The organism is Bradyrhizobium sp. PUT101, assembly GCF_052043945.1.
In the GTDB taxonomy this organism is placed as follows: Bacteria; Pseudomonadota; Alphaproteobacteria; order Rhizobiales; family Xanthobacteraceae; genus Bradyrhizobium.
In genome coordinates this window covers 6,393,222-6,416,143 of the sequence record NZ_CP197207.1, presented here as the reverse complement: position 1 = coordinate 6,416,143, position 22,922 = coordinate 6,393,222, and the positions used below count along the sequence as shown (strand labels likewise).

15 protein-coding genes and 2 pseudogenes are annotated in these 22,922 nt (G+C 64.7%); 8 read left to right on the top strand and 9 right to left on the bottom strand.

Annotated elements, in window-relative coordinates; all coding sequences use genetic code 11:
* Entirely contained in the window at nt 1-987 is a 987-nt protein-coding gene (locus tag ACSHT2_RS30695; RefSeq protein WP_440638577.1) for a phosphotransferase family protein, read from the bottom strand.
* Complete coding sequence (locus tag ACSHT2_RS30690; protein ID WP_440638576.1) at nt 984-1,772, bottom strand: enoyl-CoA hydratase/isomerase; 789 nt, start codon at nt 1,770-1,772, stop codon at nt 984-986. The genes ACSHT2_RS30695 and ACSHT2_RS30690 overlap by 4 nt, the downstream gene beginning before the upstream one ends.
* A gap of 179 nt (nt 1,773-1,951) precedes the next feature.
* Here ACSHT2_RS30690 and ACSHT2_RS30685 point away from each other — a divergent pair, with 179 nt between their 5' ends.
* From ACSHT2_RS30685 to ACSHT2_RS30660, 6 genes and pseudogenes are all read left to right on the top strand, one after another.
* Nucleotides 1,952-2,731 (top strand): SDR family NAD(P)-dependent oxidoreductase, encoded by a 780-nt coding sequence (locus ACSHT2_RS30685; protein WP_440638575.1) that lies wholly within the window; start codon nt 1,952-1,954, stop codon nt 2,729-2,731.
* Nucleotides 2,732-2,858: 127 nt separating this feature from the next.
* A complete protein-coding gene (locus tag ACSHT2_RS30680; protein ID WP_440638574.1) occupies nt 2,859-3,239 on the top strand; it encodes a VOC family protein in 381 nt (126 codons plus the stop codon).
* A 292-nt stretch (nt 3,240-3,531) separates the two neighbouring features.
* A complete protein-coding gene (locus tag ACSHT2_RS30675) occupies nt 3,532-4,809 on the top strand; it encodes an acyl-CoA dehydrogenase family protein (protein WP_440638572.1) in 1,278 nt (425 codons plus the stop codon).
* Nucleotides 4,810-5,124: 315 nt separating this feature from the next.
* Entirely contained in the window at nt 5,125-5,742 is a 618-nt protein-coding gene (locus ACSHT2_RS30670) for a flavin reductase family protein (RefSeq protein ID WP_440638570.1), read from the top strand.
* Nucleotides 5,743-5,758: 16 nt separating this feature from the next.
* Nucleotides 5,759-6,016 (top strand): annotated as a pseudogene (locus tag ACSHT2_RS30665) (GNAT family N-acetyltransferase); the annotation flags it as partial.
* A gap of 66 nt (nt 6,017-6,082) precedes the next feature.
* Nucleotides 6,083-6,487, top strand: a pseudogene (locus tag ACSHT2_RS30660) (GFA family protein); the annotation flags it as partial.
* Between the two features lie 277 nt (nt 6,488-6,764).
* On the opposite strand, the gene yghU reads toward ACSHT2_RS30660, so the two are convergent.
* Both yghU and ACSHT2_RS30650 read right to left on the bottom strand, forming a co-directional pair.
* Nucleotides 6,765-7,640: a glutathione-dependent disulfide-bond oxidoreductase gene (yghU, locus tag ACSHT2_RS30655; protein ID WP_440638569.1), complete on the bottom strand. Its 876-nt coding sequence runs from the start codon at nt 7,638-7,640 to the stop codon at nt 6,765-6,767.
* 235 nt (nt 7,641-7,875) lie between these two features.
* A complete protein-coding gene (locus tag ACSHT2_RS30650) occupies nt 7,876-9,531 on the bottom strand; it encodes a flavin-containing monooxygenase (protein ID WP_440638567.1) in 1,656 nt (551 codons plus the stop codon).
* A 254-nt stretch (nt 9,532-9,785) separates the two neighbouring features.
* Here ACSHT2_RS30650 and ACSHT2_RS30645 point away from each other — a divergent pair, with 254 nt between their 5' ends.
* Together ACSHT2_RS30645 and ACSHT2_RS30640 are read left to right on the top strand one after the other, a co-directional pair.
* A complete protein-coding gene (locus tag ACSHT2_RS30645; RefSeq protein WP_440638565.1) occupies nt 9,786-10,919 on the top strand; it encodes a nitronate monooxygenase in 1,134 nt (377 codons plus the stop codon).
* A 137-nt stretch (nt 10,920-11,056) separates the two neighbouring features.
* On the top strand, nt 11,057-12,562 hold the full coding sequence (locus ACSHT2_RS30640; RefSeq protein ID WP_440638563.1) for an acetyl-CoA acetyltransferase: 1,506 nt from the start codon (nt 11,057-11,059) through the stop codon (nt 12,560-12,562).
* Between the two features lie 149 nt (nt 12,563-12,711).
* Here ACSHT2_RS30640 and ACSHT2_RS30635 read toward each other — a convergent pair whose 3' ends face one another.
* The 5 genes from ACSHT2_RS30635 to ACSHT2_RS30615 form a co-directional block, all read right to left on the bottom strand.
* On the bottom strand, nt 12,712-13,908 hold the full coding sequence (locus ACSHT2_RS30635) for an efflux RND transporter periplasmic adaptor subunit (RefSeq protein ID WP_440638561.1): 1,197 nt from the start codon (nt 13,906-13,908) through the stop codon (nt 12,712-12,714).
* Nucleotides 13,895-17,074: an efflux RND transporter permease subunit gene (locus tag ACSHT2_RS30630; protein ID WP_440638560.1), complete on the bottom strand. Its 3,180-nt coding sequence runs from the start codon at nt 17,072-17,074 to the stop codon at nt 13,895-13,897. Before ACSHT2_RS30630 ends, ACSHT2_RS30635 begins: the two co-directional genes overlap by 14 nt.
* 168 nt (nt 17,075-17,242) lie before the next feature.
* Nucleotides 17,243-18,937 carry a methyl-accepting chemotaxis protein gene (locus ACSHT2_RS30625; protein ID WP_440638558.1) on the bottom strand — a complete coding sequence of 565 codons (1,695 nt, stop codon included), beginning with the start codon at nt 18,935-18,937 and terminating at the stop codon, nt 17,243-17,245.
* Nucleotides 18,938-19,163: 226 nt separating this feature from the next.
* Nucleotides 19,164-20,852, bottom strand: a complete 1,689-nt coding sequence (locus ACSHT2_RS30620) for a methyl-accepting chemotaxis protein (RefSeq protein ID WP_440638557.1) — start codon at nt 20,850-20,852, stop codon at nt 19,164-19,166.
* A 295-nt stretch (nt 20,853-21,147) separates the two neighbouring features.
* Nucleotides 21,148-22,839, bottom strand: a complete 1,692-nt coding sequence (locus ACSHT2_RS30615; RefSeq protein ID WP_440638555.1) for a methyl-accepting chemotaxis protein — start codon at nt 22,837-22,839, stop codon at nt 21,148-21,150.
* Between the last annotated feature and the right edge of the window lie 83 nt (nt 22,840-22,922).

The following is a 22,922-nucleotide window of genomic DNA, read 5'->3' as shown; positions in this document are numbered from 1 at the left end:
TCAACTCCCGCGCGGCGCCAAGAGCCGCAACAGATCGATCTCGGTCTCGGAGGCCCGGCGGCCGATCATGGCCCGTTCCATCGAATGGTCAGGCCCTTCGCGGAATCGCTGCATCATGCCGCCGCACATAATCCCCCAGCGCAGCGTGCCCATCACTTCCCAGAACTTGACGCGCTCGGGATCGACTTTTCGGCCTGCCGCTTCGTAGCCGGCGAACAGCTCCTCGCGTGCGCCAAAACCGCCGACCGGCTTGTCGATCTCCCCGAAGCGCCAGGAGTTCACACAGACCCAGCCGAGATCCTCCATGGGATCGCCGAGATGGGCGAGCTCCCAGTCGAGCACGGCACGCACACCGTCGGCGCCGATGATGAGATTGCCGTTGCGGAAATCGCCGTGCACCAGCGTGGTCTCGGTCGCGGGACCGGGATCGTGGTCGCGCAGCCAGCGCAGCGCCAGCTCGAACACGGGCTTGGGCCAGTTCAGGCTGCGATAGTCGCGCTCGAACTCGCCGATCTCCTTTGCCGCCGTCATATGCCGCAATTCGGGCAGCCTGTTCTGCGGCAACCTGTGCAGCCCCGCGAGAATGCCGCCGATCTGCCGCGCCAGAAGCGGCCGCGCCGTGGCGAACTCGTCGTCGCGCAAGATCTTGCGCGCGATGGTCTCGCCCTCGACCCGCTGCATGATGAAGCCGGTGCCGAGATCGTCCTCGACGGTCAACACATGCAGCACGCGCGGCGACGGAACGCCGGCCTCGAAGGCGAGCTGCATCAGCCGCGCTTCAGCGGCAAGGCCCGCCGCGCGCGTTGGCGCCGCGCCATAGCCCTTCGGCGAGCGGCGCAGGATCGCGCCGATCACACCATCGGGATGCACGATGTCGAAGCGCCAGGTTTCCTGGCTGGCGCCGCCTGACAGCTTTGCGGCCCCGGTGACGCCGGTCGCCCCGCTGCACCAGCGCACGACGCTGCGGGAGAGTTCGGCCTCGATCATTTGCCCTTGAACTGCGCGGGACGCTTCTCAAGAAACGCGCCGACGCCTTCGCGAAAATCCTGGGTGTCGCCGGCGCGGAGCTGGCACTGGAACTCGAGATTGAGCTGATCCTCGAAGGAATTTTCCGGGCTGTCCCAATAGAGCTTGCGGATCAGCGACAGCGCGACCGTCGGGCCGCTGGCGAGATCGCGCGCGAGCTTCATCGCCTCCTCCATCAGCACGCCGTCGTCGTAGACGCGGTTGACGAGGCCCCATTCCAGCGCCTTCTCGGCCGGCAGGCGCTCGCCCATCAGCGACAATTCGATCGAGCGCGCCCGGCCGACGAGACGCGGCAGGAGCCAGGTCGAGCCGCAATCCGGCACGAGGCCGATGCGGCGGAACGCTTGCAGGAAATAGGACGAGCGCGCGCACAGGATCATGTCGCCGAGCAGCGCGAAGCTCATGCCGGCGCCCGCGGCGGGGCCATTGACCGCGGTGACGATCGGGCAGTGCAGATTGCGGATGCGGCGCAGGAAAGGGTGAAAGCCGGTTTCCAGCGTCAGGCCGGCCTTGGTCTTCTTCGACTGATTGTTGCGGCCCTGGAGATTCGCACCGGTGCAGAATGCGCGACCCGCGCCGGTCAGCACCACGCAGCGCACCTCGTCCTTCTTCTCCTCGATCGCATCGAGCGCCTCGGCGAGACCTCCCAGCATGTCCACGGAGACCGCGTTCATCACCTCCTGATGGTCGAGCTTGAGGATCGCGACGGCGCCATCGAAATCGAGCGTGACGTGTTTGAACTGCATGGTTTCCTCGTCAGTTGCGGCCCGCGATAGTTTCGCAGACCGGAATTACTCTTGCCGGGGCGCATATTTGATTTTTGTCGCGACCTTGTCCATGGTGATCGGAGCATAGCAAGCAATCTTGTGCGCAGCGGCTGATACGCCTCATGCCAGGAAGTCTTGCCAAGAACAGGAAACGCGCCATGAACCTTTTCGACCTCACCGGCCGCGTGGCCGTGATCACCGGCGGCAATGGCGGCATCGGGCTCGGCATTGCGCAGGCGCTCGCGGCGCAAGGCTGCAACGTCTCGATCTGGGGCCGAAATGCCGACAAGAACAAGACCGCTGCCGCGAGCATGGCCGGCCTTGCCGGCAAGGTCGACACCCGCGTCTGCGACGTCACCGACCCGGCCTCGGTCAATTCCGCGATGAAGGCGACACTCGACACCTTCGGCCGGGTCGACGGCTGCTTCGCCAATGCCGGCATCGGCGGAGGCGGCCGGCGCTCCTTCATCGAGCGTACCGAGGAGGAATGGCGCACGATGTTTGCGACCAATCTCGACGGCGTATTCCACGCGTTCCAGGCCGCGGCGAAGCACATGACCGAGCGCGCCAATGCCGGCGATCCCTTTGGCCGCCTCGTCGCGACCTCGAGCCTCGCCTCGATCTTCGGCACTGCGCGCAACGAGCATTATGCGGCAACCAAGGCGGCGATCAACGCGCTGGTGCGCGCGCTCGGCGTCGAGCTGGCGCGCCACGGAGTCACCGCGAATGCGATCCTGCCAGGATGGATCAAGAGCGACATGACCGCAGGGCTCATGGCCAACGACAAGTTCGTCGCCAACGTCATGCCGCGCATTCCGACGCGGCGCTTCGGCGAGGCATCCGATTTCGGCGGCATCGCGGTGTATCTGATGAGCAAGGCGTCGTCGTATCACACCGCCGATACGTTCGTGATCGACGGCGGCTATACGGCGTTTTGAGATCTCGCAGGGTGGGCAAAGGCGCTCTTGCGCCGTGCCCACCACAAGCCCTGCGAGTGTGGTGGTGGGCACGCTGCGCTTTGCCCACCCTGCGGTTTCTGTTTGTGAGCGCAGAGGGAACGGGCAAATGTTTTCACACGTCATGATAGGTACCAACGACCTCGACAAGGCCAAGGCGTTCTACGACAAGCTGCTCGGCACGCTCGAAGTGCGGCCGGCCAGGGTCGACGGCCATCGCATCTTCTACATCACCAAGACCGGCGTGTTCTCGGTCTCGAAGCCGATCAACGGCGAACCGGCGACCTGCGCGAATGGCGGCACGATCGGCTTTGCCTGCAACTCACCCGAGCAGGTCGACCAATGGCATGAGGCCGGGGTCGCCGCCGGTGCGACATCGATCGAGGATCCGCCCGGCATTCGCCAGGGGCCGGGCGGCAAGCTTTATCTGGCTTACCTGCGCGACCTCGACGGCAACAAGATCTGCGCCATGCACCGGATGCCGAGCTAGCTAAGCCACCGCTGTCATGCCCCGGCTTGACCGGGGCATCCAGTACGCCGCGGCCTCTCGGTTCAGTCACGACCGTCTCTGGAATACTGGATCGCCCGATCAGGTCGGGCGATGACAGCTGGGATCGCGGCGCGGGCACATCCAGCCTTCGGCAACATTCAAACAACATTTCAAACGACCTCGCGATATTGCAGTCGCGTGGCATGGCTCGCGTGACAAAAGCGCGCTCGCACTTTGAGCGCGCTGCGACTATTCTCGCGCCCAGCATGATCTCAGAGACCCGGGAGGAACAATGACAAAACACACCTACATTCCCCGCACCACCAACTACACCCTCAGTCCCGGCGACGAGCTCAACGACCTCCGCATGTCGGACCAGGTCCGTCCGCTCTATGACCACGTCAAGAAGTTCATCCGCGACACCGTCGAGCCGATGTCGGTCGAGTTCGCCAAGGCGGGCGAAGGCAAGGAGGATCGCTGGAGCTTCACGCCAAAGCAGCTCGAGGTGCTGGAGAAGGCCAAGAACAAGGCCAAGCAGGAGGGCTTGTGGAACTTCTTTCTGCCCGACGACGAGACCGGCCAGGGCCTGAAGAATCTCGACTATGCCTATATCGCGGCCGAGCTCGGCAAGAGCCCGCTGGCCTCCGAGACCATGAACTGCTCGGCGCCCGACACCGGCAACATGGAGGTGCTGGAGCGCGTCGGCACCAAGGAGCAGAAGGAGAAGTGGCTGAAGCCGCTGCTCAATGGCGAGATCCGCTCGGCCTATGTCATGACGGAGCCGAACGTCGCCTCCTCCGATGCCAAGAACATCTCGACCACGGCCAAGCTCGTCGGCGACGAATGGGTCATCAACGGCGAGAAATATTACATCTCCGGCGTGGGCGATCCCCGCTGCAAGATCCTGATCGTGATGGTGAAGACCAATCCGGACGCGGCGCCGAGCAAGCAGCAGTCGCAGATCCTGGTGCCGCGCGACACGCCCGGCGTCGAGGTGCTCGGCCCCATGTACGTGTTCGGCCAGGACCACGCCCCGCGCGGCCACATGCACATGCGCTTCAACAACGTGCGCGTGCCGAAGGAGAACATGCTGCTCGGCGAAGGCCGCGGTTTCGAGATCTCGCAACTCCGCCTTGGGCCGGGCCGCATTCATCATTGCATGCGCACCATCGGCAAGGCCGAGAAGGCCCTCGACCTCATGGTGCAGCGTGGCCTCACCCGCGAAGCCTTCGGCAAGAAGATCGCCCATCTCGGCGGCAACATGCAGATCATCGCGCAGGCCCGCTGCGAGATCGAGGCGATGCGGCTGATGGTGCTGAAGGCCGCCAAGGCGATGGACGTGCTCGGCAACAAGGAAGCCCGCGTCTGGGTCTCCATGGTCAAGGCCATGGTGCCGGAGCGCGCCTGCAAGATCATCGATCAGGCGATCCAGATGCACGGCGCCACCGGCATCTCGCACTGGACCCCGCTCGCCGAAATGTACCAGGACGTGCGTCACCTGCGCTTCGCCGACGGTCCGGACGAGGTGCACTGGATGGTGGTCGGCCGGCACGAGCTGAGCATGGCGTGAGCTCTTCTTCCCCCTCTCCCCGCTTGCGACAGGGCCATCGCATATGATGTGCAGAATGCAGCGGCATCGGCAGTGGGCTCCCTCCCCCGCTTGCGGGGGAGGGTTGGGGAGAGGGTGTCTCCGCGCTGGGATTATTGAGATTAACTGAGGACGTCCCTATGCGGCGAGAGCCCTCACCCGCCGCGCTCTGCGAGCGCGTCGGCCTCTCCCGCAAGCGGGAGAGGCGGAGCAAGCCTGCAGACAGTCCCCGTGTAATTCATATGCGATAGCCCTGCCGCTTGCGGGGAAAGGCGAAGATCCCAAACAGGAGCCATCATGGACTACGCCGCCAGCGACCTGACGCCACGCGAGCGCTACAAGGTGCTGACCTCCTTCATTTTGCCGCGGCCGATCGCGTGGGTGACCTCGCTCGGGCCGACCGGCGTGGTCAACGCCGCCCCGTTCAGCTTCTTCAACGCCTTCTGCGAGGATCCGCCGCTCTGCATGTTCGCGGCCAACCGCAAGCCGAACGGTCAGGACAAGGACACGTTCCTCAACATCCAGCGGACCGGCGAGTTCGTGGTCAACCTCGCCGACGAGCCGCTGGCAAGAGCGATGCACGAGAGCAGCGGCGATTTTCCACCTGACATCGGCGAGCCCGACTATCTCGGGCTGAAGCTTGCACCGTCGACAAGGATCGCGGTCCCGCGGCTCGCCGACGCACCCTGGGCGATGGAATGCAAGCTCTGGAAACTGATCGACGTCAATGACGACCGCCGCCTCATCATGGGCGAAGGCATCCACTTCCACATCCGCGACGAACTGTGGGATCCCGCGGCGATGCGGGTGCACATGGACCGCTATCACCCGATCGGCCGCATGTTCGCCGACCGCTATTGTCGCACCGATGACCGCGTGGTGTTCCCGGCGGCGGAGGGTGTGAGGACCGAATAGCGAACCCAGGAGCGAGATGATGCCGGAAGCCTTTCGGGACAACGAAGAACGCCGCCGGTTCGAACTCGAAGTCGACGGGCCGATCGCCTACATCACCTACCGCAAGAGCGAGGGGGCCATCTCGCTGGTGCACACTGAGGTGCCGCCGGAGCTCGGCGGCCGCGGCATCGGCTCGAAGCTCGGCCGCGCCACGCTGGATGCAGTGCGGGCGCAGGGGCGCAGGCTTTCGGTCGAGTGCGATTTCATCCGCAATTTCATGCGCAAGAACTCCGAATTCAACGACCTCCTCGCCGAGGGTGAGCACGTCCATGCGGAGCCGCAGGCGAGCTATCGCGCCGGCTGCTTCTGCGGAGCCGTCGAGGTCGAGGTCACCGGCAAGTCGATGTTTTCAGGCTATTGCCATTGCACCGACTGCCAGACGTGGTCGGCGGCGCCGATCAATGCGTTCAGCCTGTGGAAGTCGGACAGTGTGCGCATTACCAGGGGCGAGGCAGAGCTCGGAACATTCAACAAGACCGAGCATTCCTACCGAAAATTCTGCAAGCGCTGTGGCGGCCACGTCATGACCGAGCATCCACGGATGCGGCTGGTCGACGTCTACGCCAATCTGCTGAAAGGCTACCAGCACCAGCCGACCCTGCATGCGAACTACGCGAGCAAGATGGTGTCGGTCAGGGATGGCTTGCCGAAATATGCCGACTTGCCGGCGGAGCTCGGCGGCTCCGGCGAAATGCTGCCGGATTGAGGCGCGAGGCTCGCTGCGCGAGCGCTCTGCAGGCTCGCCCCGCATTGGCAGAGCTATCGCATAGACCCGCTGCGGCGCGGCCTGTGCGCGCGCCTCGTCCTTCGAGACGGCGCTTACCTCCTCAGGATGAGGCCAATCAGCGTCTCCGCAAAGTGCATCCGCGCACTCTTTACCTCATCCTGAAGAGTCCGCCGAAGGCGGGCGTCTCGAAGGATGGCCGCACGAAATACTCTGAATGGCCCTGCAGCAAGCAGAGAAGGTGAAGTAAGCCACCGCCTCACGTCGCGAGCGCGAGCTTGTCCTGGGTCTTGGTCTCGAAATCGCTGACGTCGTGGCGTTCGTGGAGCTGGCTGGCGGGATCGCCCGAGACGCGGTTGACCATGCGGCCGCGCTTCACGGCCGGACGCTTGGCGATCTCGTCGGTCCAGCGCTGCACGTTCTTGTAGTCCTGCACCGAGAGGAATTCGCCGGCGCCATAGACCAGCCCCTTGGCGAGCGCCCCATACCAGGGCCACACCGCCATGTCGGCGATGGTGTATTCCTTGCCCGCGAGATATTCGTTGTCGGCGAGGCGGCGGTCCAGCACGTCGAGCTGGCGCTTGACCTCCATGGCGAAACGATCGATGGCGTATTCGATCTTGAACGGCGCATAGGCGTAGAAATGGCCGAAGCCGCCGCCGAGATAGGGCGCGCTGCCCATCTGCCAGAACAGCCAGGACATCGCCTCGGTGCGTGTCTTGATGTCCTTCGGCAGGAAGGCGCCGAATTTCTCGGCCAAGTAAAACAGGATCGAGCCGGACTCGAACACGCGGATCGGCTCCGGACCGGAGCGATCCATCAGCGCCGGGATTTTCGAGTTCGGATTGATGTCGACGAAGCCGCTGCCGAACTGATCGCCGTTGCCGATCTTGATCAGCCAGGCGTCGTATTCAGCGCCCTTGTGGCCGAGCGCGAGAAGCTCCTCCAGCATCACCGTCACCTTCACCCCGTTCGGCGTCGCCAGCGAATAGAGCTGCAAGGGATGCTTGCCGACCGGCAGCTCCTTGTCGTGGGTGGGGCCGGCGATCGGGCGATTGATGCTGGCGAACTGCCCGCCATTCTCCTTGTTCCAGGTCCAGACTTTGGGCGGCACGTAGGCGGGGGCGTCGGTCATGCGAGGGCTCCGGGAGAAAGATGCGTCTGCATTAATTAGCTTGCGAATGGCCGATGACAAGGCCCCGGAAATGCATTGCCCGGCGGGGCAACTCTACGTTTCGTCATGGCACCCCCTCGCCGACGTCATTCCGGGGGCGCCCAGGGCGAACCCGGAATCCATCGCACCGCCTGGAATGCCTTGAGAAATGGACTCCGGGTTCTCGCTTCCGCGAGCCCCGGAATGACGACGTCACCTAGGATGCCGCGGCCTGTGGCTGCTCCTCGTGCTTCATCACGAATCCTTCATATCCCTTCGCCGCCACCTCGTCGCAAATCCGGCGGTAGACGCCGACGCCGCCGATATAGGGCATGAAGATGCGCGGCTTGCCCGGGATGTTGGCGCCCATGTACCAGGAATTGGCCTGCGGATAGAGCGTGCCCTCGGCGACCTCGTTGACGTGCGCGACCCATTTGTCCTCGGCCTCCCCGCTCGCCTCGATCGTCGTGAGGCCGCGCATGCGCATGTGGGTCAGGCACTCGGCGATCCAGTCGACATGCTGCTCGATCGACACGATCATGTTCGAGAGCACCGACGGGCTGCCGGGCCCGGTGATGATGAAGAGGTTTGGAAAACCCGCGCTCATCAGGCCGAGATAGGTTTTGGGTCCCTCGGCCCATTTCTGGTTCAGCGTTTGCCCGCCACGGCCCAGAATGTCGATCCTGGCGACCGAGCCGGTCATGGCGTCGAAGCCGGTCGCCAGCACCAGCGCATCGACCTCATGGTCCTTCCCCTCGACGCGCACGGCATTTGCCGCGATCTCTTGAATCGGATTGGTCTTGATGTCCACCAGCGAAACGTTGGGCCGGTTGAAGGTCGCGAAATAGTCGGTGTCGACGCAGATGCGCTTGGTGCCGATCGGGTGGCTGCTCGGCTGAAGCAGCTTCGCGGTGTCAGGATCCTTCACGATCTCGGCGATCTTGCCGCGCACGAAATCCGCCGCGGTGTCGTTCGCGGCCCGGTCGAGGCCGAGATTGTTATAGGCATACATGAAGGTGAGCCCGCCGCGCTCCCAGCGCGCCGAATACTCTGCGCGCCTGATATCGTCATTGTCATCGAGCGCGCCACGATCTGGCTGCTCGGTATAGATGCCATTGCGGGCGACCTCGCGGGCGAAGCGACGGATCTCCGGATAGCTCTTGCGGAACGCGTGGCGTTCCTCATCGGTGAGCGCGGCGTTGCGGGCGGGAACGGAGAAATTCGCGGTGCGCTGGAACACCGTGAGATGCTTCGCCTGCTCGGCGACGACGGGGGCCGACTGGATGCCCGATGATCCCGTGCCGATCAGGCCGACGCGCAGGCCCGTGAAGTCGACCTCTTCGTGCGGCCAGTTGCCGGTGTGGTAGACGGGCCCCTTGAAGTTCTCCAGGCCCTTGATGTCCGGCTTGCGCGCGTTGGAGAGACAACCCGTGGCGAGCACGACGAATTTGGCTTCGACCGTCTTGCCGTCCGAGGTCGTCACCGACCAGCATGTCGCGCACTCGTCGAACGCGGCACGCTCGACGCGCGTGTTGAACTGGATGTCGCGGCGCAGATCAAAGCGGTCGGCGACGTGGTTGGCATATTTCAGGATCTCTGGTTGCGGCGCAAAGCGTTCGCTCCAGTCCCATTCCTGCTGGAGCTCTTCGGAGAACGAATAGGAATACTGCATGCTCTCGACGTCGCAGCGCGCGCCGGGATAGCGATTCCAGTACCAGGTGCCGCCGACGCCGCCGCCCTGCTCGTAGACGCGTGCGGAGAAGCCGAGCCTACGCAGGCGATGCAGCATGTACAGGCCGGCAAAGCCGGCGCCGACGACGACCACGTCATAAGCTTCGGCGGCGCGGGCCGGGTTCGATTGCGCTGACGACATCGGTTGGCGCTCCCTGATTTTTCTGTTGTTTGCGAGCCAGCATTTGCTGTCGCTCTCGAAAGCGCAAGAGGCAAATCGGGCGGCTCTGGGCTGCTTATTTTATGCAGCGGAATGGCTCGTCCGCTTCGCGGCGCCTGCACGCAAGATGCGCGACCAAATCCTGCTTGGCATCGCGGATGGCGATGCGCTAGCGTCGAGCGGCTTCGCATGCAAAGCAAGAACAGCAACGCGAAGGCTGCTGCCGGGAGAGGGTCATGAAATCGCCGATCTGCGACATGCTGGGCATCGAGTTCCCGCTGCTCGCTTTCAGCCATTGCCGCGACGTCGTTGCCGCCGTCAGCCGCGCCGGCGGCTTTGGCGTGCTGGGCGCGACCGTGCACACGCCGGAGACGCTCGAACGCGAGCTGACATGGATCGACGCGCATGTCGACGGCAAGCCCTACGGCATCGACGTGCTGATCCCCGAAAACATCTCGACCGCGGGCGAGAAGGACGTCACCTGGAAGAGCCTGGAAGCGCGGGTACCGCAAGAGCATCGCAACTATACGCGCGATCTCCTGAAGAAGTACGACATCGAACTCACCACCACGGAGGTCGCGGACGACCAGCCGCAGCCGTTCGATGCGAAGACCGCGCTTGAGCTGCTCGAAGTCTCTTTTCGTCATCCGATCCGCCTGATCGCCAACGCGCTGGGCGTGCCGCCGAAAGCGATGATCGAGATGGGCAAGAGACACGGAGTCCCGGTCGCAGCGCTTGTCGGCGCCAAGGAGCACGCGCTGCGCCAGGTCGCGGCCGGCGTCGACATCCTCGTGGTGCAGGGCACCGAGGCCGGCGGCCATTGCGGCGAGGTCTCGACCATGGTGCTGGTGCCTGAGGTGATCAAGGCGATCAAGACGATCCGCGCGGTGCCGGTGCTGGCGGCCGGCGGCATCATGACGGGACGGCAGATGGCCGCCTGCATGGCGATGGGCGCGGCCGGCGCCTGGACAGGCTCGGTGTGGCTTGCGACCGTCGAGGCGGAGACCACGGAGATCTTTCGCGAGAAGATGATCGCGGCCTCCTCGCGCGACGCCGTGCGCTCGAAGGGCCGCACCGGCAAGCCGGCCCGGCAGCTCCGCTCGGTCTGGACCGATGCCTGGGACCGTGCGCCCGAAAGCCCCGGCGCGCTGCCGATGCCGCTGCAAAGCATCATCAGCCGCGACGCCTTCAACTCCATCGACCGCGCGGCGGCGAGCGGGAATGCGAAAGCTCGCGATCTCGTCAGCTATTTCGTCGGCCAGGGCGTCGGCCTGATCGACAGCGTGAAATCGGCCGGCGCCGTGGTGCAGGAATTCAAGGAAGAGTTTGCGGATGCCGTCGAGCGCATGAATGCGCTGGTGGCGGAGTAGGTGCAGACCCTCATGGTGAGGAGGCGCGCAAGCGCCGTCTCGAACCATGAGAGCCCGCGGCCCATCCTTCGAGACGCCTGCTTCGCAGGCTCCTCAGGATGAGGTCGAATATATCTGAGAGAGAAGAAGCAAGAACAATGACAATTTCCCCAGACCGCATCCCCGTCATCGTCGGCATCGGCGAGATCGTCGACCGACCCAAGGAGATCACCGAGGGCCTCGAGCCGCTCGATCTGCTCGAACAGGCCCTCCGGCGCGCCGAGGCCGATGCGGGCGCAAAACTGCTCGGCGAGGTGCAGTCGCTCGACGTCGTCAATTTTCTGAGCTGGCGCTATCGCGACCCGGAGAAGCTCTTGGCGCAACGGCTCGGGATCGAGCCCGCGCATTGCTATTACGGCCCGGTCGGCGGCGAGAGCCCGATCCGCTACATCCACGAGGCGGCAAAGCGCATCGCACGGGGCGAATGCAGCGTCGCGGCAGTCTGCGGGGCGGAGGCGCAGTCGACCGCGACCAAGGCGGAACGTGCGAGCGTCAAGCTGCCATGGACCCCGTTCGCGCATGACGTCGAAGAGCCCAAGCGCGGCGCGGCGTTCCAGAAGCCGCTGGCGGTCAAGCTCGGCGTATTCCGCCCCGTCACGGTCTATCCGTTCTATGAGGCGGCCTCCTCCGCGCATTGGGGCCAGACGCCGCGCGAGGCGATGGCGGAGTCCGGTGTGCTGTGGTCGCGCTATTCGGAAGCCGCCGCGCAAAATCCGAATGCCTGGCTGAAGCGGCGCTATGCGCCCGAGGAGATCACGACGCCGACCGCCGACAACCGCCTGATCGCGTGGCCCTACAACAAGCTCATGGTTGCCAACCCGAGCGTCAATATGGGCGGCGCGCTGCTGCTCACCAGCCTTGCCAAGGCGCGTGCGGCCGGGATCCCCGAGGACAGACTGGTCTACCCGCTCGGTGGCGCCTCGGCCGAAGAACCGCGCGATTATCTCCTGCGCGACCAGTTCTACGAGAGCCATCCGCAGAACGCGGTGCTGAAAGCCATGATGGACCTCGCCGGCGGCGACGGCAGAAAGTTCGACGCGATCGAGCTCTACAGCTGCTTCCCCTGTGTGCCCAAGATGGCGCGGCGGACGCTTGGCCTGGGCGCGGACGTGCAGCCGACCGTGACCGGCGGGCTCACCTTCTTCGGCGCGCCGCTCAACACCTACATGACGCATGCGGCCTGTGCGATGGTACGGCGCCTGCGCGACGGCGCCAAGCTCGGCCTGCTCTACGGCCAGGGCGGCTTCGTCACCAAGCACCACGCCTTGGTGGTGTCGAAGACCCCGCCGCGCGAGGCGCTGGTGCAGGAGACGAGCGTTCAAACGGAGGCCGACCGCAACAAGCGCGCGGTGCCGGAGTTCGTCACCGAGGCCTCGGGCAAGGGCAAGGTCGAGAGCTTTACGGTGCTCTATGGCCGCAGCGGCGATGTCGAGCATGGCGTGGTGATGCTGCGCACCGAAGATGACCGGCGCTCGCTGGCGCGGATTCCGGCGACCGACGGCGTGACGCTGGCGCATCTGCTCGATATGGATCGCACGCCGGTCGGCTCACTCGGCGAGATCGCGATGGCCGCGGATGGCGTGCCGGAGTGGCGGGCGGCGTAGTTAGCCCTCGTGTCCCGGACGCGGTGCCGCGCGAAGTGCCGCTCCGCAGAGCCGGGCCCCAGAAAGCGACACGGCACCGCAAGGAGAGATGGGCCCCGGCTCGGCAGCGCACCACCTCGTACTGCGCTGCGTCCGGTCACGAGATCGTCTCAGCTCCGCGGCGCCTGCTTCTCCGAAGCCGTGGCCGGCTTGGCCTTGGCGCCAGCCACACGCACCGCATCGCCATCCGACAGACCATCCGGCGGCGCGGTGATGACGCGGTCATCAGGCGCGATGCCCGACGCGAGCTCGATTTCGCGGCCGAGATCGCGCGCGATGGTGACCGGCTTGAACAGCACCTTGTCGTCGGACCCGACCGTCGCCACACGCAGGCCGCTACCGTTGAAGATCAGCGCGCTGGCGGGGATGCTGAGCGGCGCGGAGCCACGCTGGAGGCTGAGCTTCACGCTGGCATAGCCGCCGGGCATCAACTCGCCTCTGGAATTGTCGAGCCCGAGCTGCATGCGCGTGGTGCCGGAGGCGACGTCGACGGCCTGCGATGAAGCCTCCACCGTCGCCTGAAAAGTCCGGCTGGGATATTCCGGCAGCGTGATGATCGCCTTGGCCCCGATCTTGATCGCCGGCACGTAGTTCTGGGGCACGTTGACGTAGACGCGCAGCTTGGTGATGTCAGAGATCACGAACATCGCCGGGCCCGAGCCGCCGCCGGCATTGATCAGCGCGCCGACGTCGGTGTCGCGCGCGGTGACGACGCCGTCGAACGGCGCTGTGATCTTCTTGTAGCCGGCGAGCGCTTCCAGGCGCTCGACATTGGCCTGCCCCGAATTGACGGCGGCCTTCTTGTTGGAGAGGTCGGCGGTGCGCTCGTCGATCTCCTGCGCGGAAACGAAGTTGGAGGCGACCAGCGTCTTGCGCCGGTTCAGCGTTGCTTCCGACAACCGGGCGCTGGCCTGCTGGCTGGTGAGGTCGGCGCGGGCTTGCAGCAACTGCTGATCGAGGTCGGGCGCCTCGATCTCGGCAATCACCTGGCCGGCCTTGACGCGGGCGCCGATGTCGGCACTCCAGCTCTTCAGGTAGCCCGACACGCGCGCGAAGATCGGCGCGCGATAGTAGGCTTCCAGCCGGCCCGGCAGATCGATGGTCGCGTTGAGGTCCTTGGCATTGGGCAGCGTCACCGCCACGCTGGGAACGGCCTGATCGTCGGTCCATTCTTTCAGCTTGGAGCCCTGCTCCTCGCGGGCACGGATGCCGGTGCCGACGACAAGGCCTGCCGCAATCAGCGCCACCACGCCGAAGATGCCCAGTTTCCGGTGCGACACCGGGGAGCGAGGTTCAGTGGGCGACATGCGGAGTCTCCAATGAGGCGGCGGCTTTGGCGCCTTGTTTCTTGTGAACCATGCTGAACACCACGGGAACAAACATCAGCGTGGCGAATGTTGCAAAGATCAGGCCGCCGATCACGGCGCGGCCCAGCGGCGCATTCTGCTCGCCGCCCTCACCTAGCCCCAGCGCCATAGGCGCCATGCCGATGATCATGGCGAGTGCGGTCATCAGCACGGGGCGGAACCGGACGAAACCGGCTTCGAGCGCGGCGGCGACGGGATCGCCGAGTTCCTCGTAACGCTCGCGGGCGAAGGAGATCACGAGCACGCTGTTGGCGGTGGCAACGCCCATGCACATGATGGCGCCGGTCAGCGCCGGCACCGACAGCGTGGTTTCGGTCATGAACAGCATCCAGACGATGCCGGCGAGCGCGGCCGGCAAGGCGGTGATGATCACGAACGGGTCGGACCAGGACTGGAAGTTCACGACGATCAGGAAGTAGATCAGCACGACGGCCCCGAGCAGGCCGAACAGCAGGCCGGTGAAGGCGCTGTTCATGGTCTGCACCTGGCCGAGCAGCACCACGGAAGAGCCTTTCGGCACATCCTTGGCGGTGTCGGCGATCAGCTGGCGGATGTCGGCGGCGACTGCACCGAGATCGCGGCCGGAGGTCGTCGCAAAGATCTGCACCATCGACTGGATGTCGTATTGCGAGACGACCGCGCTCGACGCCGAGCGCTTGATGTCGGCGATGCCGCCGAGGATCGGCGATTGCGCATTGCCGGCGGCGGTGATCGGCAGCGTCTGCAGCGCACTGAGCGAGTCGATCTGGTATTGCGGCGTCTGCATCACGATCGAGTAGGACACGCCGTTGTCGGGATTGAGGTAGTAGGTCGGCGCCACCTGCGAGGAGCCGGCGAGATTGACCACGAGGCTGTTGGTCACGTCGCGTTCGGTCAGGCCGACATATTGCGCGCGGGTGCGGTCGACATCGATGTTGAAGGTCGGATTGTTCGGCGACTGCTGGATGCGCGCATCGGCAACGCCGGGAATCTTGCGGACCTTCGCCAGCAGGCTGTTGGCATAAGCGAAATTCGCGCTGACATTGGCGCCACGGATTTGCAGGTCGATCGGCGCCGGCGCGCCGAAATTCAGGATCTGGCTGACGATGTCGGCCGGCAGGAACGCGAAGCTGACGCCGGGGAACAGCCGCGGCAGCTGCTCGCGCAGCACGCGGACATGCTCCTCGGTCGGCCTATGGCCTTTCTTCAGCTTGATCTGAATGTCGCCATCCTGCGGGCCGATCAAGCCGGTGTTGTTGTAGGTCATGTTGATGCCGGAGATCGGCATGCCGATATTGTCGGTCATGGTCTCGATCTCGCCCGGAATCAGCTTGCGCACCGCCTTCTGCACGTCGGCGAGCTGATTGGCGGTCTCCTCGACGCGGGTGCCGACCTGGGTGCGGACATGCATCAGGATGTTGCCGGCATCGACGGCGGGGAAGAAGTTGCGCCCCAGGAAAGGCACCAGCGCGAAGGACGCGCCGACGATGCAGAGGAAACCGATGACGAACACCGCCCGGTGCGCCAGCGCAAGGCCGAGCAGGCCGTGATAGAAGCCGCGGATGCGCTCGAACCGCGCCTCGAAGCCGCGCTGGAACCAGACCAGAGGATTGCGCGACTTCGGCGGTCCACCCTCGTGATGGACGTGCGCCTGCAGCAGATAGTTCGCCATGGTCGGCACCAGCGTGCGCGACAGGATGAACGACCAGATCATCGCGAACATCACCGCTTCGGCCATCGGCACGAACAGGAAGCGCGCGACGCCGGTGAGGAAGAACATCGGCACGAACACGATGCAGATGCAGAGCAGCGAGACGAAGGCCGGCGTCACGATCTGGTTGGCGCCGTCGAGGATGGACTGCTCGACCGGCTTGCCCTGCTCCAGATGGTAGTTGATGTTCTCGATCGTGACCGTGGCATCGTCGACGAGGATGCCGACCGCGAGCGCGAGGCCGCCGAGCGTCATGATGTTCAACGTCTCGCCGATCGCCGACAGCATGATGATGGCGCCCAGCACCGACAGCGGGATCGAGACCGCAATGATGATGGTCGAGCGCCAGCTGCCGAGGAACAGCAGGATCATGACGCTGGTGAGGAGCGCCGCGATCACGCCCTCGAGGGCGACGCCTTGAATCGCGCCGCGGACGAACACCGACTGATCACCGATGAAACCGATCTTCAGTGCGTCGGGCAGCTGGTCCTTGACGTCGATCACCTTCTGCTTGATGCCGGAGATGATATCGAGCGTCGAGGTCGCGCCCGCTTTCAGCACCATCATCAGCACCGAGCGGTTGCCGTCGACATGGACGATGTTGGTCTGCGGCGGATTGCCGTCGCGCACTGTGGCGACGTCGCGCACATAGACCATGGCGCCGTTGACGGTCTTGATCGGCAGATTGCCGAGTTCGTCGATCCGGAGCGGCGAGTTGTTGAGCTGGATGTTGTACTCGAACTGGCCGATCTTCTGGGTGCCGACCGGTGTGATCAGGTTCTGGGCGGCCAGCGCATTGGCGACATCCTGGCCCGAGAGGCTGCGGGCCTGGAGCGCGGTGGGGTTGAGGTCGATCTGGACCTGGCGCTGCTTGCCGCCGAACGGATAGGGAATCGCCGCGCCCGGCACCGTGACCAAGGGCGTACGAAGCTGGTTGATGCCGATATCGGCGAGATTTTGCTCGGTGAGCCCGTCGCCCGACAGGGCCACCTGAATGATCGGGACGGTGGAAGCCGAGTAGTTCAGGATCAAGGGGGGCGTCGCGCCCGGCGGCATCTGCTTGAGCAGCGTTTGCGAGATCGCGGTCACCTGGGCGTTGGCGGTGCGGATGTCGACGTTGGGCTGGAAGAAGATCTTGATGATGCCAAAGCCGTTGTAGGAGTTGGCGACGATGTGCTCGATATCATTGACCGTGGTCGTCAGCGCGCGCTGGAAGGGCGTGGTGATGCGGCCGGACATCTGGTCCGGCGGCAGCCCGGTGTACTGCCAGACCACGCCGATGACGGGAATACGGATATCCGGGAAGATGTCGGTCGGGGTTCGCAGCGCCGCGAGCGGTCCGATGATCAGCAGCAGCAGCGCGAGCACGACGAACGTATAAGGCCGGCTCAGGGCAATACGGACCAGAGCAATCATGCGCCAGGCAATTCCAGGTCAAGCGAAATGAGGAATCCGCCCCCACGGCGATCCCCTTTCCCCCTTTACCTGAGCACCGCCGGAAACGCTAACAACCAGAACTATCCTGCATTCACTTCCCTGCTACCGCACTGCGAAACCGACATCGCAGCCATGCGGCCGCGCGCCTTAGGCAGCACGGACCGAGTCCAGGAACTTGCCGACTTCGAGCTTGAGGCGGTTGGAGTCGCGCGACAGCATCTGCGCCGCAGTCAGCACCTGCGAGGACGCCGAGCCGGTTTCGGAGGCGCCGCGCTGGACGTCGCCGACGTTGGACGAGACCTGCTGCGTTCCCCGGGCCGCCTCCTGAACGTTGCGCGCGATCTCCTGCGTCGCCGCGCCCTGCTGCTCCACGGCCGCTGCGATCGCCGAGGCGATCTCCGACAGACGCGCGATGGTGCCGCTGATCTCGCCGATGGCGCCGACTGAATCCTGCGTCGCCGCCTGAATGCCGCCGACCTGCTGGCCGATCTCGCCGGTGGCCTTGGCCGTCTGCTCGGCGAGCGCCTTGACCTCGGAGGCGACCACCGCGAAGCCCCGACCGGCCTCGCCCGCCCGCGCCGCCTCGATCGTGGCATTGAGCGCCAGCAGGTTGGTCTGGCCGGCAATCGCATTGATGAGCTCGACGACGTCGCCGATCCGCGATGCGGCCCGCGACAATTCGCTGACACGTTCGGTGGTAGCGTGGGCCTGACTGACCGCCTCGTTCGCGATCCGGGAGGAATCCTGCACCTGCCGGCCGATCTCGCGCACCGAGGACGACATCTCTTCGGCGGCCGAAGCTACCGAATGGACATTGGTCGAGGCTGCTTCCGAGCCGGTTGCGACCGCCGTCGCCAATTCCTGCGCCCGGCCCGCGGTCGAGGACAGCGTCGAGGCCGAAGCCTCGAGCTCCGTTGCGGCCGACGACACGGTCTCGACGATCTCGCCGATCGCGGCCTCGAAACCGTCGGCAAGCTTCGTCATGTCGGCCTTGCGCTGTCCCTCGGCCCGGCGCTGCACCGCCTGCACCTCGTCGCGGCTGAAACGGATGATGGTTTGCACGGTCTGAAGGTTGCGCAGCGCCTCGCCGATCTCGTCGTCGCGCTCGATGACGATGCGGTTGTCGAACTTGTCCTGCACCAGGTTGATCAAAGTGTCATTGAGCTGCCGCATCGGCCCCTGGATCGCCCGCATGGTTGCAAGGCCGGCGAAGCCGCCGATGGCGGCACCGACGACAGCCAGCAGCGACAGGATCAGACCGGTCGAGCCGCCGGTGGAGAGCGCACCGCCGATGCCGAGCGCGAGCATGAACAGCGCCTGGAGCAACATCATCGTGACCAGGCGCGCCTTCAGCGTCCCGGTGAAGATGCTGAAGCGGTCGAACAGCGAGCGGCGGCGGATGATGCCGGCGTCGATGCGATAACCATGCGGCTTCTTCTCGCGGATTGCAGCGTAGACCTCTTCGGCGAGCTTGCGCTGGTCGGCCGGCAGCTTGGTGCGGATCGAGGTATAGCCCTTGACCTGGCCGTTCTCTCGGATCGGTGAGGCCGTCGCCAGCACCCAGTAGAAGTCGCCGTTCTTGCGGCGGTTCTTCACTGCGCCGAGCCAGGGCTTGCCGCCCTTCAGCGTATCCCAGAGATTATCGAACGCCTCCGGCGGCATGTCGGGGTGGCGGACGATGTTGTGCGGCTGCCCCATGAGTTCCGCCGACGTGAAGCCGGCAGCGGCAATGAAATCCTCATTGAAGTAGGTGAGCTTGCCCTTGAGATCGGTCCGCGAAACGATCAGCGTCTCGTCACTGACGGGATATTCGACGGCCGTGACCGGAAAATTCTTGCGCATCGGGGTCCCCCCAAAATACCGATTCAGTGTGAAATCAATGGGAACCCGCCCCTTGCGGGGCTGCCCCCGCCCAACACTCGTAAATCCGGTTTAACCTTCCATGAAACGGCGCGCCCGTAAGATTACTGGCAAAGCCTCCGAATGCTTGCTTCAAGCGACATCATACCATCGAAAAAAAGAGCGGCGCTTTCGGCGCCGCTCGGGGGTTTGATCGATGGACCGTGCTTTACGCAGCGCGGACGTTGGTCAGGAACTTGCTAACCTCGGTCTTCAGCCGGTTCGAGTCGTTCGACAGCATCTGCGCCGCCGACAATACCTGCGAGGAGGCCGTGCCGGTCTCGGTCGCGCCGCGCTGCACGTCGGTGATGTTCGACGACACCTGCTGCGTGCCCTGCGCCGCCTGCTGCACGTTGCGGGCGATTTCCTGCGTCGCCGCGCCCTGCTCTTCCACCGCCGCTGCAATCGCCGACGAGATCTCCGACAGACGCTCGATGGTCGAGGAGATCTCCTTGATCGCGCCCACCGAGTCGTTGGTCGCCGCCTGGATACCGGAAATCTGCTGGCCGATCTCGCCGGTCGCCTTCGCGGTCTGCTCGGCGAGCGCCTTCACCTCGGAGGCGACCACGGCGAAGCCGCGGCCGGCCTCGCCGGCACGTGCGGCTTCGATGGTGGCATTCAGCGCGAGCAGATTGGTCTGGCCGGCGATGGTGTTGATCAGCTCGACGACGTCGCCGATGCGCGCGGCAGCCTTGGAGAGCTCGCTGACGCGTTCGGTGGTGGCGCGGGCCTGACCGACGGCATCGCCCGCCATCCGCGCCGATTCCTGCACCTGACGGCTGATCTCGCCGACCGACGAAGCCATCTCCTCCGTCGCCGAGGCCACCGATTGCACGTTGGTCGAGGCTTCCTCCGAAGCGCCGGCCACCGTGGTTGCCAGCCGCTGCGAGCGTTCGGCCGTACCCGTAAGGCTGGTGGCCGACGCCTCGAGCTGGGTCGAGGCGGACGAGACCGTTCCGATGATCTGACCGACAGCGCCTTCGAAATCGTCTGCGAGCCTGATCATGTCTTGCTTGCGTTGCTCCGCATTCCGTCGCTCGGCTTCGATCTGTTCCGCCTTCAAGCGCTCGACCTCGATCGCATTGGTCTTGAACACCTGAACCGCCTGGGCCATCGCGCCGATCTCGTCCTTGCGTTCGGTGCCCGACACGACCACCGATGTGTCACCCTTCGCAAGAAGGCCCATCTCCGTGGTGATGCGCTGGATTGGGCGGGTAACCGCGAACGCAACGCCGAAGGCGCCCACAAGCGATAGCAGAAGGGTGACGAGGCCCCCGATCAGCATGGACAGAGTTGCGTTGCCGGACGCAGCGTCGGCAGCCGCGGCCCGCACCGACAACAACGATCGCTCTTCCTTGTCCATCTCCTGCACCACGGCGCGCAAGCCATCCATCGCTTTCTTGCCGGCGCCGGATGCTTCGAGCTCGCGGGCCTTTGCCTGAGTTGCCGGATCCTTCATCAGCGCGATTTCGCGCTGCGCGATGTTGGTCGCCCAGTCACTGGCGAACGCCTTGACTTGATCAAGGCGCTTCTGCTGCGTCGCGTTATCCGAGGTCAGGCTGCCGACCTTGGCCGCCGCCGCCTGAAACTGCTTTTGCCCGGCCTCATAGGGGGCGAGAAAGCCGGTATCGCCCGACACGAGATAGCCGCGAACACCGGTTTCCTGATTGACCATGGCGCTGACAAGGCCGGAAAGCTGCTCAAGCACCTCGTAGGTATGAACGGTCATTTTCGCCGTCGAGTTCATCACGCTCAGCGAATTGTAGATCGCCCCGGTGCTGCCGGCGACGACCAGGCAGATCGCAACAAACACCGCAGAAACCTTGATGGAAATGCGCAGATTATTGATCCAGGACATCAGATACCCCAAGCTTGCCGGTGCACCAATTGCTCGTCGAGCGCACAGCTCCCCCGAGTTGCGCACGAAGTTCGGCCCTGTCTTTATGCGCGCGACATGTGATGAAACCATTAGTCATACTCCGCATTCCTACGGAGCTATTGCGGAGCAAGGCTCCGCATTCTTACTGGACTATCGGAAAATGGAAGGTGGGCCACTCGACTGCAGGCTCGGGGCCCATGTGCGGCTCCGAGCCAAGCTATCAGCGGCCGCCGAATGAGCCGCGCCGCTCTTTTGGCGGCTGAATCACGACCAGTCAGGCCGCGCGGACGTTGGTGAGGAACTTGCTAACCTCGGTCTTCAGCCGGTTCGAGTCGTTCGACAGCATCTGCGCCGCCGACAATACCTGCGAGGAGGCCGTGCCGGTTTCGGTCGCGCCGCGCTGCACGTCGGTGATGTTCGACGACACCTGCTGCGTGCCCTGCGCCGCCTGCTGCACGTTGCGGGCGATTTCCTGCGTCGCCGCGCCCTGCTCTTCCACCGCCGCTGCAATCGCCGACGAGATCTCCGACAGACGCTCAATGGTCGAGGAGATCTCCTTGATCGCGCCCACCGAGTCGTTGGTCGCCGCCTGGATACCGGAAATCTGCTGGCCGATCTCGCCGGTCGCCTTCGCGGTCTGCTCGGCGAGCGCCTTCACCTCGGAGGCGACCACGGCGAAGCCGCGGCCGGCTTCGCCGGCACGTGCGGCTTCGATGGTGGCATTCAGCGCGAGCAGATTGGTCTGGCCGGCGATGGTGTTGATCAGCTCGACGACGTCGCCGATGCGCGCGGCAGCCTTGGAGAGCTCGCTGACGCGTTCGGTGGTGGCGCGGGCCTGACCGACGGCATCGCCCGCCATCCGCGCCGATTCCTGCACCTGACGGCTGATCTCGCCGACCGACGAAGCCATCTCCTCCGTCGCCGAGGCTACCGATTGCACGTTGGTCGAGGCTTCCTCCGAAGCGCCGGCCACCGTGGTTGCCAGCCGCTGCGAGCGGTCAGCGGTCGCAGTCAGCGTCGAGGCGGAGGCTTCGAGCTGGGTCGAGGCCGACGACACGGTCTGGACGATCTCGCCGATCATCGTTTCGAATTCGCGGGTGATGTTGTCGACACGGCGGCCGCGCTCGATCTTGGCTTCTGCGTCGACCGCGGCGGCTTCGTCGGCGGCCTTCTTGGCGATCAGGGCTTCCTTGAAGATTTGGAGCACGTCGGCCATGGCGCCGATCTCCGTCTTCTCGCCGCGATGCGGGACTTCGGCGGAGAGGTCGCCCTTACCCAGCGCCTGCATCGGCTCGATGATCGAGTTTATGCCGCTGGAGACGTCTCGGACGAGATAGAAGCTGACGCCGATACCAACGACGACGGCGGTGCCGAGAATGATCGAAACCAGCATGAGCGCGAAGGAATAGCTGTCGGCCGCATTCTGCGCCGCCTGTTCGCCGCTCTTGGTATTCAGCTCGATGTCCTTGGTCAGGATCTCATCCGCCTGAAGCCCGATCTTGTTGACCGTCTTGGAGTTGAGTTCCTGGGCCTCGCGCGGGAGCTTGCCGGCCTCCTTGCGCGACAACGCCATCACCTCCTCGGTTCCTTTCTTGTACTCGTCCCAGAGCTTGGACCATTGGTTATAGAGAACGCGCTCTTCCGGAGAGCTGATCATTGCCTCGTACCTGCTGCGCACCTTGGCGAGCGCCTCCGTCACGGTGGCGGCGGTCTTCTCCACCGCAAGCTTGTCCTCCAAGGCTTCAGCCAGCATGTGCTGGCGCACCACGTTACGATACGTGATGACGCTGGCGCGAAGGTCGCCGATCACCCGCACGCTGGGCAGCCAGTTTGTGGTGATGTCGACGGTATTGGCATTCATCGACCGCATCTTCATGACGGCGAGCAGGCCCATGCCGGTCATCGCGACCAGCAGGAATGCCACGACACTGATGATTTTGGTGCGGATGGAGAGTCTGGCAAACATAATCGGGTCTCGTTGTACTGGCGCGGGCGCGCGTCCGGAGTTTTACGAATCAACCAAAGGGAGCAGCGCCGACATCCAACACC

Bases quoted from the DNA above. Each gene is read 5' to 3' on its own strand.
- ACSHT2_RS30620 (WP_440638557.1), bottom strand. From the start codon at position 20,852: ATGTCCTGGATCAATAATCTGCGCATTTCCATCAAGGTTTCTGCGGTG.
- ACSHT2_RS30670 (WP_440638570.1), top strand. From the start codon at position 5,125: ATGGACTACGCCGCCAGCGACCTGACGCCACGCGAGCGCTACAAGGTG.
- ACSHT2_RS30615 (WP_440638555.1), bottom strand. From the start codon at position 22,839: ATGTTTGCCAGACTCTCCATCCGCACCAAAATCATCAGTGTCGTGGCA.
- ACSHT2_RS30695 (WP_440638577.1), bottom strand. From the start codon at position 987: ATGATCGAGGCCGAACTCTCCCGCAGCGTCGTGCGCTGGTGCAGCGGG.
- ACSHT2_RS30630 (WP_440638560.1), bottom strand. From the start codon at position 17,074: ATGATTGCTCTGGTCCGTATTGCCCTGAGCCGGCCTTATACGTTCGTC.
- ACSHT2_RS30640 (WP_440638563.1), top strand. From the start codon at position 11,057: ATGACAATTTCCCCAGACCGCATCCCCGTCATCGTCGGCATCGGCGAG.
- ACSHT2_RS30675 (WP_440638572.1), top strand. From the start codon at position 3,532: ATGACAAAACACACCTACATTCCCCGCACCACCAACTACACCCTCAGT.
- ACSHT2_RS30635 (WP_440638561.1), bottom strand. From the start codon at position 13,908: ATGTCGCCCACTGAACCTCGCTCCCCGGTGTCGCACCGGAAACTGGGC.
- ACSHT2_RS30690 (WP_440638576.1), bottom strand. From the start codon at position 1,772: ATGCAGTTCAAACACGTCACGCTCGATTTCGATGGCGCCGTCGCGATC.
- ACSHT2_RS30645 (WP_440638565.1), top strand. From the start codon at position 9,786: ATGAAATCGCCGATCTGCGACATGCTGGGCATCGAGTTCCCGCTGCTC.
- ACSHT2_RS30680 (WP_440638574.1), top strand. From the start codon at position 2,859: ATGTTTTCACACGTCATGATAGGTACCAACGACCTCGACAAGGCCAAG.
- yghU (WP_440638569.1), bottom strand. From the start codon at position 7,640: ATGACCGACGCCCCCGCCTACGTGCCGCCCAAAGTCTGGACCTGGAAC.
- ACSHT2_RS30685 (WP_440638575.1), top strand. From the start codon at position 1,952: ATGAACCTTTTCGACCTCACCGGCCGCGTGGCCGTGATCACCGGCGGC.
- ACSHT2_RS30650 (WP_440638567.1), bottom strand. From the start codon at position 9,531: ATGTCGTCAGCGCAATCGAACCCGGCCCGCGCCGCCGAAGCTTATGAC.
- ACSHT2_RS30625 (WP_440638558.1), bottom strand. From the start codon at position 18,937: ATGCGCAAGAATTTTCCGGTCACGGCCGTCGAATATCCCGTCAGTGAC.